This window comes from Rhizobium sp. L43 (assembly GCF_002531725.1).
Classification (GTDB): domain Bacteria; phylum Pseudomonadota; class Alphaproteobacteria; order Rhizobiales; family Rhizobiaceae; genus Rhizobium.
Window position 1 is genome coordinate 409,587 of the sequence record NZ_NWSQ01000001.1, and the last position, 11,612, is coordinate 421,198.

Here is an 11,612-nt window from a genome sequence, read left to right on the forward strand (position 1 = left end):
AGAGGAAAGAGTGACCATGTCCACACCGCGACCGAAAGCCCTGCGGCTTGAAACCCTTTGGAATCCGCCTGCCGACGGCAAGGAGTTCTCCTATGTCCTGCGCCTCAAGAACCTCGGCACTGCGCCGCTTTCGAATTTCTCCCTCTGCGTCAGCGGCCCGGGCCGCGTCGATCCGGCCGGGCGCGTCGAGGGCGCGACGGTCTCGCAGCGGCTCTCGAATTTCACCGAATTCCAGCCGCCGGCCGATTTCGTTCTCGGCGCGGGCGAGACCTGGACGATCTCGGTCTATGCGCTGAGCTGGCAGTTCCGCCACTGGACGGACGGCGCGACGAGCGCCTATCTCGCGCTTTCCGACGGCAGCACCATCGTGCTCGGCATCGAGCCGACGCGGTCTTCGGTCAGCAATGCGCCGCTGAAGCGTGGCGCCGAGATCTATCCGGTTCCCGTCAATGCGCCGGTTCAGGTGTCGATCATTCCCTGGCCGAACCACGTCTCCGTCACTTCCCGCCGTCCGCTGCCCGCCGGTTTTGCGCCGCGGGCGCAGAGTGCCGAAGGGGAGGCGGCGGCGCAAAGTTTCGCGGCGCTGGTCGAGCATCTCTTTGCCGTCGAAGGCATTGTGCGCACCGAGGCGGAAGGCGCAGTGGCCGTCGCCCTGAAGGATGTCGCCGGCTTCGGTCCCGAAGCCTATCGGCTGAGCTTCGACGAAGAAACGATCACGATCGAGGCTGGCAGCCGGACCGGCTTTCTCTACGGCCTGGTGACACTCGGCCAGATCTGGCGCGGCGCAAGGCTGCATCCCCAAGTCTTCCAGTTTCCGGCATCCGGCGAGATCGTCGATGAGCCGGCGATGGGCTGGCGCGGGCTGCATCTCGATGTCGCCCGCCAGTTCTACGGCGCGGCCGAGGTCAAGAAGCTGATAGCGGTGCTGGCCTGGAACAAGCTCAACCGCTTCCACTGGCACCTTTCCGACGACGAGGCCTGGCGCGTCGAGATCGACGCCTATCCCGCTTTGACCGAAATCGGCGCCTGGCGCGGCCACGGCCTTGCGGTTCCGCCGCTGCTGGGATCAAGCCCGGCCCGCACCGGCGGTTATTACACCAAGGCCGCCATCCGCGAGATCGTCGCCGAGGCAAAGAGCTTCGGGGTCGAGATCGTGCCGGAGATCGATGTACCCGGCCATTGCTACGCCATGCAGCAGGCGATACCGGATCTGCGCGATCCGGCCGAGGTCGGCAGCTATTATTCGGTTCAGGGTTTTCCCGACAATTGCATCAATCCCGCCCTTGAGAAGACCTACGAGATCGTCGAGACCATCCTGACGGAACTCATCGAACTCTTCCCGTTCAAAACAATCCATCTCGGGGCCGACGAGGTGCCGCTCGGGGCGTGGTCCGGCTCGCCGGCAGCGCTCGAGCGCCTGCGCAGCGTCGCCGGCGACGCGGTTGCCGACGCGCATGCCAAGCGGCTGAACGTCGTCACCAACACCCATGGCGCCGACGATATCCACGGCTCGGGCGCCGCCATCCTGCAGGCGGAGTTCCTGAGCCGCGTCCAGCGCTTCCTGGCGAGCAAGGGCTGCATCACCGGCGGCTGGGAAGAGGCGGCCCATGGCGATGTCATCGACAAGGCGAAGAGCTATCTCTGCAGCTGGCGCAATGTCGAGGTCTCGGCCGAACTCGCCGAACGCGGCTACGACATGGTCGTCTGCCCCGGACAGGTCTATTACCTCGACATGGCGCTCAGGCCCGACTGGGACGAGCCCGGCGCCAGCTGGGCGGGAACATCAGACGCGGAAAAGCTCTATAATTTCGATCCGGTCGGCGGCTGGACCGCAGCGCAGAAACAGAAACTCCTCGGCATCCAGGCCTGCATCTGGTCCGAACCGATGACGGATCGCGCCGTTTTCGACCGCCTCGTTTTTCCGCGCGTTTCCGGACTTGCCGAAACCGGCTGGACGAAGCCGTCGTCGAAGTCGTGGGAGCGCTTCAAGGCGCTCGCCGGGCTGATGCCGCTGCTTTACGGGCTGCAGCAGTCGTAGGGGAGGCGGCGATGGCTATGGAGACCTGAGATGGCTCTCAAGCCGAGAGCTTGAGAGCAGGGCGGGCCTGCACTGAGCGTCAGTCCTGCTGAGCCTGCGGCAGGGCGCATCCGGGTGCGGCGATGCGAATGGGCCGGGTTCCAACAGGAGCGCCGGTCGCCCGGTCGATGGTGACGGGATCGATCTCGGTTCCGGTTTCGGCGTCGAAGAAGCGGGTGACCTCGCCGCCGCCGCGATGTTTGCGGCCCCAGGCGCCGATCGCAAACAGCACCGGCAGAAAGTCTCGGCCGGCCTCCGTCAGCACATATTCGTCGCGCGGCGGGCGCTCGGAATAGCGGCGTTTTTCCAGGAGCCCTTCCTCGGTCAGCGATGCCAGCCGCCCCGTCAGCATGGTCGGGGCGATGCCGAGGCTTTTGCGAAAATCATCGAAACGGGTCAGCCCCGCATGGGCGTCGCGCATGATCAGCATGCTCCAGGCATCGCCGACGAGCGCCAGGCTGCGGGCAATCAGGCAGGGCTGGTCCGAAAGATTTTTCATGTCGATATCTTTTTAGTAGTGACTTGCTATCAATTTGATAGTAACAGATTGCGCATGGATGTTCCACGACAAAAGTAAAGGTGGAGATTGATGAGCAAGAGAGAACGCGGCATTGCCCTGGTCACCGGAGCGTCCTCCGGCATCGGGCTGGTGACGGCGAAAGCGCTGCGGCGCGACGGTTACCGGGTGTTCGGCACCAGCCGAAAGCCGATGGCCGACACCGCCGACGGCATCACCATGCTGGTCTGCGACGTCATCGACGATCAATCCGTGCAGGGCGTCGTCGACGAGGTGCTGAAACGCACGGGACGGATCGACCTGCTCGTCAACAATGCCGGCATCGGCCTGCTCGGCGGCGCCGAGGAATCGACGACGGCGCAGGCCAAAGCCGTGTTCGACGTCAACGTCTTCGGCACGATGCGCATGACCAATGCGGTGCTGCCGGTGATGCGGCGGCAGCGCAGCGGCCGGATCATCAACCTGAGCTCGATCCTCGGGCTGATCCCAGCGCCCTTCAACGCGCTCTATGCAGCGACCAAACACGCAATCGAAGGCTATTCGGAATCTCTCGACCATGAGGTGCGCACGCAGGGCATCCGCGTCGTGCTGGTCGAACCCGGCGTCACCCGCACCTCCTTCGAGGAGAACATCACCCGGCCGGACAAGCCGCTTGCCGTCTATGATGCGGTGCGCGCCGACGCGGAAAAGCTGATGCGCGAGATCGTCTCGAAGGGCGATGCGCCGGAAGTGGTCGCCGCAACCGTCGTCAAGGCCGCCAATGCGGCATCACCCAAGAGACGTTACACGGCCGGGAAGGCGGCAGGACAGGTCCGCTTCATCCGCCGCTTCCTGCCCGAGTCCTTCGTCGACAAGAGCCTGCGGAAATTCAACAAGCTTCCTGGCTGAGCCTTGCCGCATTGCCGGCGCGCCACAGACACGAAAACCCGTCCCACGAAAGCATTCCTGATCTCCGGCACTATCGGTCGGAGATCAAGGCTGCCGCCCCGCCCACAGCGAACAAAGGTTTAGCGCGCGAAAGGCTTTACTGTCGTTGCCGGTAGGCAGAGGGCGTGATGCCGGTGCCCAGTTTGAATGCCCTTGTCATGTGGCTCTGGCTGCTGAAGCCGCAGGCCGAAGCGATCTCAGCGATCGGGTCCATGCCTGATAACATCGATTTGGCGCGCTCGACACGCCGGTGGGCCACCCAGCCATGCGGGGACACACCATAGCTTGCCCGGAACATCCGCTGAAAATGAAACGCGCTGAGTTGCCCGATCGCAGCCAGATCCTGCAAGCGGATTGTCTCATCGAGATGGGCCTCGATATACTCGAGAGTGCGGCGCCGCACATGCGGAGCGAGCCCGCCGCTGATCGCGCAGGGACGCATGCCTCCATAGCGCGGATCAACGAAGAGATCGTTGATCGCCCGCGTCATCGCTTCTTCAGCCAACAGATGACCGCCCGCCGACATCGCTTTCGTCATCTGCCCAAGCGCGCGCGCCAAGGCGGGTGCATCTGCGAAGGTCACTTCGGGAAGGACCATAAGCCTGGAATCGCGGTCAAACGTCTCTGCAAACATCCGACGCATCTGATCGTCTGGAACATACAGATGGACGAATTCGAAGGGATCGGTGATTTCCCATTCAGACGAATGCCCTTGTGGCATGATGCACAAGGCTCCGGGCCGGCCTCGCGCGGCGGGGCCGCCATCCAGACGGCGCGTTCCGGCGCCACCCTTCAAATAAAGACTGAACGTATGTCCGTCCGGCCGCTCGTAGCTCATCCTGTCGCCGGCATTGCTCCAGAGGGCAGCGGATCGCCCGAAACCCAAATCGATGGACTGTGACATCCGAGCAGAGGGAGATGCGGACAAAAAACTGAAAACCGAAAGGCGGCTATCTTTCACCAATTCTTCCCCACACCTGGCCACGCCTTGCGAACAATACCGGTGGACGATCCGCATGGCGAGCAGGAAGTCCGGGCAAACCAATTTCATAGCAAGAATCTGCAAGAGACCTGCCTGCGGTTCGCCTATTGGTCGGGGAAACGAGGATCATCCCATGGCAAATGCCGCTCTCTTCATCGCGACCGTTCTCATATGGGGGACGACCTGGATCGCCATTGCGATGCAGGTCGGTCCCGTGCCGGTCTTGGTCTCGGTCTTTTACAGATTTGCGGTCGCAGCAGTGATCCTCGTCGCCATCCTGGCTGTCATGCGGCGGCTCAAGTTCCCTGCCTTGCGCGACCAACCTTTCATCCTTGCGCAAGCGCTCTGCCTGTTCAGCCTCAATTTCATCTGTTTCTACAATGCAGCCGCCTCCATCCCGTCCGGGCTGATCTCCGTGATCTTCTCGCTTGCAACGATCTACAATGCCGTCAATGCGCGCCTCTTCTTCGGCGACCGCATTACAGGCCGCACGCTTCTCGCAGCGGCACTCGGAGCAACCGGCCTCCTCCTGCTTTTCGGAGAGGACGTTGTCGTCGATTTCGATATGGGCACGTTGAAGGGGATCGGGCTCGCAGCGCTTGGCACGCTGTTCTTCTCGCTGGGCAACATGGCATCGCGCCGAAACAGCGCGGCCGGAATCTCACCGGTGACCGCCAATGCCTGGGGCATGACCTATGGCGCGGTCATCCTCCTCGCCCTGATTGCCGTGACGCAAACGCCGATCGTGGCGCCGCCTGACATCACCTATCTTGCCGCGCTGCTCTATCTCGCGGCTATCGGATCGGTTATCGGCTTCACCACCTACCTCATGCTGGTGTCGCGCATCGGCTCCTCACGCGCTGCCTATGCCACCGTCCTGTTCCCGATCGTCGCCCTGTCGCTGTCGACGGTCTTCGAGGGTTACCACTGGAGCGGTCTGGGCCTGATCGGCCTGGCGCTGACGCTTCTCGGGAACGTGGTCATCTTTGCGCGACCTCTCGCGCGTCGCCCGCCGCAGGCAGATGCGAGGCTGCCGGCAGGCGGATGAGCAAGGGGCTCGGCAATCTCCCGGACCGAGCAGTGCGCGTAAAAGTCGCTTGACAAAACGCGTCCGTCACCACTATTGGGTAATCGATCACCCAAGGAGGATGGTGGAGATCGTGGCAGCGTCGCTTTCTGACATCGCGGAACGTGCGGGCGTCTCGGTAAAGACGGTTTCCGGCGCATTGCACGGCGGCTCCGCCCGCATGTCGGACGATACGCGCCAGAAGATCAAGGCCATTGCGGAAGACCTCGGCTATGTCACCAACCTTGCGGCGCGTGGCGTGCGTCAGGGCTGGCTGCCGCTGGTCGGCGTCGTCTCCGACGGCCTCATCACGTCGCCCTTCGCCACCGAGATCGTGCGTGGCCTCGACGGGGCGGCCCGCGGCGCCGGCATGGCGGTCTTTGCGGTCAACCACAGCAGCGGCCAGTCTATCGGCTCGGTGCTCGACGAGGTGCAGCAGTTCCGGCCGCGCGCCGTTGCTTATGCCGCCATGTACCACAAGCACGTTGCCCTGCCGGACAAGTTGGCGGGCGCCGTCGGCGTCATGATCAACTGCCGCGAGGCCGCCGGCCGCGTCACCGCGCTGGTGCCGGACGAAGAGGGCGGCGCGCAGGAGATCGTGCGTTATCTCCTCGCCGCCGGCCGCCGGCGCATCGCCTTCATCAACCTGCCGGGCATTCTCGCCGGCACGCTGCGCGAGACGGGGTTTCGTGCAGCGCTTGAGGAGGGGGGCATCGATCCCGTCGGCGTGTTGCCGGCGGTGCGCCGCAGCGTCTATAGCGACCGCGCGCCAAGCCTTGTTGCCTCTCATGTGGAGGCGCTTCTGAAATCCGGTCAACGGCCGGACGCCATCCTGTGCGGCAATGACCGCGTGGCGATGGAAGTCTATGCGGCGCTTGCCCGCGCCGGCCTTCGCATTCCCGATGATATCGCGGTGGCAAGCTTCGACAACCAGGTCGAGCTTGCCTCGCGGCTGGACCCGCCATTGACGACGATGGCCCTGCCGCACCGCGCCATGGGCCGCCTTGCCATGGAGATCCTCCTGGCCGAGCAGCCCGAACCGCCGCATCTGCGGAAACTGCCGTTCCATCTGGTCGAACGGGCATCCGTCTGAACTTCGAATAGTGTTTAACAGGAGGAGAATGCCAATGAGGATTTCACTGGGTAATCGATTACTTCCAGCATTCCTAGCGTCCGCCGCGCTGGTCGCAACCGCCGGCTTTGCCGAGGCGAAGACCGTCATCCACGTCATGCACCAGGGCGATCCCGGCTGGGTGAAGGCCTATGGCGACGTTGCCGCCCGCTTCGAGGCCACCAATCCCGATGTCGACATCGAGATGATCTACGCGCCGCACGATGCCTATAACGAAAAGTTCAGCGCCGCCGTGATGGCCAAGCAGCTGCCCGACATCATGGAACTCGATGCTCCGTTCCTCGCCAATTACGTCTGGTCCGGCTATCTCAAGCCCGTCAAGCCGCTCATCGACAAGGACCTGCTCGATGACATGACGGATTCGAATATCGCCCAGGGCACCTATCCGATCGACAAGGACCTCTATGCGATCGGCCTCACCGACTCCTCGGTCGTGCTCTACGGCAACAAGAAATATCTTGAAGCCATCGGCGCCCGCATTCCGAAATCGGTCGACGATGCCTGGACCCGTGAGGAATTCGAAACCTATCTCGAAAAGCTTTCCAAGCTCGAAGGCGTGAAGTGGCCGATCGACACCTTCCGGGGTTACGGCATCAAGACCGAGTGGATCACCTATGCCTACGGCCCGCTGCTCGAAAGCGCCGGCTGCGACCTGATCGACCGCAAGACCTGGAAGGCCGGCGGCACGCTCGATGGCGAGGCCTGCGTCAAGGCGCTGACGATGATGCAGGACTGGGTGAAGAAGGGCTGGGTCGTACCGACGTCCTCGGGCACCAACCAGTTCTACGCCGAGGGACAGCCGGCAGCACTCGCCATGGGCGGCCACTGGTTCTACGCCGAGGCGTCGGCAGCGATGAAGGACAATATCGTCGTCATGCCGCTGCCGAAGATCGGCGACAAGGGCGTCAGCCCGAACGGCACCTGGATCTGGGGCATTTCCGCGACCTCTGAAAATCCTGAGATCGCCGGCAAGTTCCTGAGCTTCCTGCTGAAGGACAAGGAGTACCGGGAGTACGCCAAGACCCAGTCCGCCTATCCGGGCCTGAAGAGCTTCGCCGCCGAATCCCCGCTCTATGCGCAAGGCGGTCCGCTCGCCATCGCCTTTGAGCAGGCTTCCAAGACGGCGATCGCCCGTCCGCCGCACCCGGCCTATCCGACGATCACCTCGGCCTTCATGCAGGCCGTCGACAAGATCTTCAACGGTGGTGACGCGCAGGAAGCGCTGACGGCCGCGGCCAAGAAGATCGACGAGGATATCGCGGACAATGCCGGCTACCCGCCCTTCGACGAGCAGCAGTAAGGGTTTTGCCGGGGCCGGCTCTCCGGCCGGCCCTCGACTATCTCAGGAGGGATGACCGATGAGGAGGAAACAATGACTTTGCAACAGACCTCCACGCCCGCTTTGCGGCGTCCGGCGAAACGCCGCGACACGCAGCGGCTCTGGCAGGAAATGGCGATGATCGCGCCTGCCTTTCTGCTGCTGGCGATCTTCCTGATCGCGCCGTTCCTCCTGTCCTTCTGGACGGCGATGACCAACCAGCCGCTCGTGCCGCGCCCGACGCCGGTGCGCTTCGTCGGCCTCCTGAATTTCGAGCGCGTCTTCACCGATCCGCTGTTCTGGACCGCACTGTGGAACGTGACGCGCTTCACCATCTGGGTGCTGCCGGTGCAATGCGGCCTCGCCTTTCTGACCGCGCTGCTCCTGCACCAGAAGCTGCCGATGCAAAACCTGTTGCGCGGCCTGTTCTTCCTGCCGGCGATCACCTCCATGGTGGTGGTCTGCGTCATCTGGGGCACGCTGTTCCAGTATCCGAGCGGCCCGCTCAACCAGATCGTCGGGTTCCTTTCCGGCGGCGCGATCCAGCCGATCGACTGGCTCGGCGATCCCAACTGGGCGATGTTCTCCATCGTGTTGCTTTCGGCCTGGCAGGCCTATGGCTTTCAGATGATCATCTATCTCGCCGGCCTGCAGGGCATTCCCGACGAACTGTACGATGCCGCCCGCATCGACGGGGCAAGCGCGCTGCGCCGCTTCTGGCACGTCACCATGCCCGGCCTTCGCCCGACCCATGTCTTCGTGCTGGTTATCACCACCATCCAGGCCTTCAAGCTCTATACGCAGGTGGCGATCCTCACCCAGGGCGGCCCTAAGGAAAGCACCGAAACCGTTGTCCACTACATGGTGCGCGCCGGCTTCGAGGAGCAGAAACTCGGCTACGCATCGGCCGTTTCCGTCATCCTCTTCGTCATCGTTCTTCTGATCGCGCTGCTGCAACGCAAACTCCTGAGGCGCTTCGATGTCTGATATCGCTTTGAGCCGGCCCGTCCCGCTGGCAATCGCAAGGGGCAACGGCAAGAGAAGCCTGCGCATCGTCCAGAGCCTCTGCATCCTGGTCATCGCGCTGGTGATGATCTCGCCGCTGTTCATGCTGCTGATCGCCAGCCTGAAGGACGACCGCTTCCGCATTCTCGCCGACATGGGCAGCTTCCGCGCCTTCTGGGTCAGCGAGCCGACGCTGTCGAACTACAAGGAGATCGCTCATTTCTCCGGCGAGCTGGCCTATGGCCGATATCTCTTCAATTCGCTGGTGATCCTCGTCGCCACTGTTGTCTCGGGTCTGGTCGTCAATTCCATGGCGGGCTTCGTTCTGGCCTGGGGCTCGCTGCGCGGCAAGGCGGCGCTCTTGGCGCTGGTCGTCGCGCTCTATGTCATCCCGCAGGAAAGCATCATCATGCCGCTCGTCGTCATGATGTCGCGGGCGGGGCTGACCGATACCTTCGCGGTGCAGATCCTGCCCTGGGTGGCAAGCCCGCTCTATGTCTTCCTGTTCTACCAGTTCTTCGCGCAGCTGCCGAAAGAACTCTATGAAGCGGCGGAAATGGATGGCGCATCGGTGTTCCGCATCTACCGGTCGATCTACATGCCGCTCAGCCTGCCGGCGCTCGCCACGGTCTCGATCCTCATGGGCATCGAAAGCTGGAACCAGTATCTCTGGCCGACGCTGGTCACCCAGACCGACTATGCCCGGCCGATTGCCGTCGCCATCGCCACCTTCTTCGGACAGGACAGCATCTACTGGGACCGCGCCATGGCCGCCTCGGTGCTGATGATGATCCCGGTCCTCATTCTCTATCTGGCTTTCCAGCGCTGGTTCGTCAGTTCATTCGTCGGCTCCGCCGTGAAAGGTTGATCATGTCTCTGCAGGCAAAATCCGAAACGCCGGCACCGGAAACCATCGAAGCGGCGCTGCCCGAAGGCACGGTGCTGCATCTCTGGCTGAAGGCGCGCCATGCCGGCGGCGAGGCAAAGCTCTTGGTCGCCGTTGATGGCAACGACATCGGCGAGCCCTCGACCCGCCGCACGGGAGAATTTGAGTTCTTCGCTGTGATGCTCGTCAAAGGCGGTCGTGCCACGCTGTCCTATGATGCGACAACCACGGCGCTCTCCGTCGCTTATGCTTTCCGGCCGGAAACCGTGATGACGGAGGGCATCCGCGTCCTGCACTGCGATGCCCGCACCGCCGCTCCCGATGTGCCCGACAGCTACCACTTCCGCCCGCCCTTCGGCTGGATGAACGATCCGAACGGTTTTGGACGTTTCGGCGGCAACGCTCACCTCTTCTACCAGCATTATCCGCATAAGCCGCGCTGGAACACGATGCACTGGGGCCATGCCGTCTCGAAGGATTTCGTCCGCTGGACACATCTGCCGATGTTCCTCTTCCCGGCGGCGCATCTATCGGAAAAGGACGATGGCCGCGGCGGCGCCTTCTCCGGCTCGGCGATCCCCGGCGCCGGCCCGGACGGCGCGGAAATCCGCGTCTTCTACACCGAGCATGTGCGTGACCGGCAACCGGAAGAGCAGATCCAGCTTTCCGCCGTCAGCCGCGACGGCATCGTCGCCGGCCCGCCGGAAACCGTGATGCCGCTGCGCCCGGAAGGCTTGAACCTCACCACCGATTTCCGCGATCCCTATGTCTTCAAAGGCCCGGACGGCCGCTGGAAGATGCTGCTCGGCAGCCGCGACAGGCAGGGCGGCGTCATCCTGCTCTATGAAACCGCGGACGCGCAAGGTGCCGATGGCTGGACCTTCCTCGGCATCATCCATCGCGAGGACGGTTTCGGCATGACGGCGGCGGAATGCCCCTGCATGGTGCCGCTTTCCGGCAAAAACGCAGAAACCCGCTGGGCGCTGATCTTCGGTCTGCTCACCAGCCGCGACCCGGCCACCGGCCGCCGCAACCTCACCTCCGTCTCCGTCGGCGGTTTCGATGGCCGCACCTTCACGGCGGAGTTCGCGCAGGAGTTGGATTTCGGTTCGGATGCCTATGCCTTCCAGGCCTTCGTTGATGGCGACGAGCCGGTCGGCATCGCCTGGCTCGCCAACTGGACGGATTTTTCCAAGAAGGACGATTTCCCGACGACCATGACCGTGCCGCGCCGCGTGCTTCTCGACGGCGACACCGTGCTGACCCCGCCGGTCGCAGCCGTCGAAAGCCTGCGCCATCAGTTGCTTGACGATACCGCGCTTGCCGCCGGCAAGACCGTGCCGCTCGGTACCGGCGCCGTCGAGATCGTCCTTGATCTCACCGAGCCGGGCGCCGCCTTCGATCTCACCTTCGATCATCCGGATGTCGATCTAGGCGTGAAACTCGATGCCGATGGACTGGCGATTGTCTTCAACGCTCGCACCGGTAACACGCCGCCGCGTTACGTCGCCACCGGCGCGAAACCGTCGAGCCTGCGCATCTTCCTCGATGCCGGCTCGATCGAGGTCTTCGCCGACAACGGCCGCTGGACGGGGTCCAAACGCATTCCGGGCTTTGCCGCCGCACGTTCGGCAACGCTCACCGGCGCCGTCGCCGAGGCCGGCGTCTGGCAATTGAAACTGTGAGGCGCCTCCCTTTCGGT

The 11,612-nt window shown here is 63.5% G+C and carries 10 protein-coding genes; 8 read left to right on the forward strand and 2 right to left on the reverse strand.

The annotated features are described in order from the left end of the window. The first annotated feature begins 16 nt into the window (after positions 1–16). Positions 17–2,038 carry a beta-N-acetylhexosaminidase gene (locus tag CO667_RS01910; protein ID WP_097616723.1) on the forward strand — a complete coding sequence of 674 codons (2,022 nt, stop codon included), beginning with the start codon at positions 17–19 and terminating at the stop codon, positions 2,036–2,038. Between the two features lie 79 nt (positions 2,039–2,117). On the opposite strand, the gene CO667_RS01915 is transcribed toward CO667_RS01910, so the two are convergent. After that, positions 2,118–2,576: a helix-turn-helix domain-containing protein gene (locus CO667_RS01915; RefSeq protein ID WP_097616725.1), complete on the reverse strand. Its 459-nt coding sequence runs from the start codon at positions 2,574–2,576 to the stop codon at positions 2,118–2,120. A gap of 90 nt (positions 2,577–2,666) precedes the next feature. Here CO667_RS01915 and CO667_RS01920 point away from each other — a divergent pair, with 90 nt between their 5' ends. Then, a complete protein-coding gene (locus tag CO667_RS01920) occupies positions 2,667–3,482 on the forward strand; it encodes an oxidoreductase (protein WP_097616727.1) in 816 nt (271 codons plus the stop codon). A gap of 136 nt (positions 3,483–3,618) precedes the next feature. Here the strand turns inward: CO667_RS01920 and CO667_RS01925 are convergent, their stop codons facing one another. Beyond that, positions 3,619–4,359: an AraC family transcriptional regulator gene (locus CO667_RS01925; RefSeq protein ID WP_097616730.1), complete on the reverse strand. Its 741-nt coding sequence runs from the start codon at positions 4,357–4,359 to the stop codon at positions 3,619–3,621. Positions 4,360–4,636: 277 nt separating this feature from the next. On the opposite strand from CO667_RS01925, the gene CO667_RS01930 reads away from it, so the two are divergent. From CO667_RS01930 to CO667_RS01955, 6 genes are all read left to right on the forward strand, one after another. Then, the gene (locus tag CO667_RS01930; protein WP_097616731.1) at positions 4,637–5,551 is read left to right on the forward strand and encodes a DMT family transporter; all 915 of its coding nucleotides are present in this window, start codon (positions 4,637–4,639) and stop codon (positions 5,549–5,551) included. A 100-nt stretch (positions 5,552–5,651) separates the two neighbouring features. Further along, a complete protein-coding gene (locus tag CO667_RS01935; protein ID WP_097616732.1) occupies positions 5,652–6,662 on the forward strand; it encodes a LacI family DNA-binding transcriptional regulator in 1,011 nt (336 codons plus the stop codon). Positions 6,663–6,696: 34 nt separating this feature from the next. Further along, on the forward strand, positions 6,697–8,001 hold the full coding sequence (locus CO667_RS01940; RefSeq protein ID WP_097616734.1) for a sugar ABC transporter substrate-binding protein: 1,305 nt from the start codon (positions 6,697–6,699) through the stop codon (positions 7,999–8,001). Between the two features lie 72 nt (positions 8,002–8,073). Beyond that, positions 8,074–9,006, forward strand: a complete 933-nt coding sequence (locus tag CO667_RS01945) for a sugar ABC transporter permease (RefSeq protein WP_097616901.1) — start codon at positions 8,074–8,076, stop codon at positions 9,004–9,006. Continuing rightward, positions 8,999–9,892, forward strand: a complete 894-nt coding sequence (locus tag CO667_RS01950; protein WP_097616736.1) for a carbohydrate ABC transporter permease — start codon at positions 8,999–9,001, stop codon at positions 9,890–9,892. The genes CO667_RS01945 and CO667_RS01950 overlap by 8 nt, the downstream gene beginning before the upstream one ends. Before the next feature lie 2 nt (positions 9,893–9,894). Continuing rightward, a complete protein-coding gene (locus CO667_RS01955) occupies positions 9,895–11,595 on the forward strand; it encodes a beta-fructofuranosidase (RefSeq protein WP_097616738.1) in 1,701 nt (566 codons plus the stop codon). Positions 11,596–11,612 lie beyond the last annotated feature (17 nt).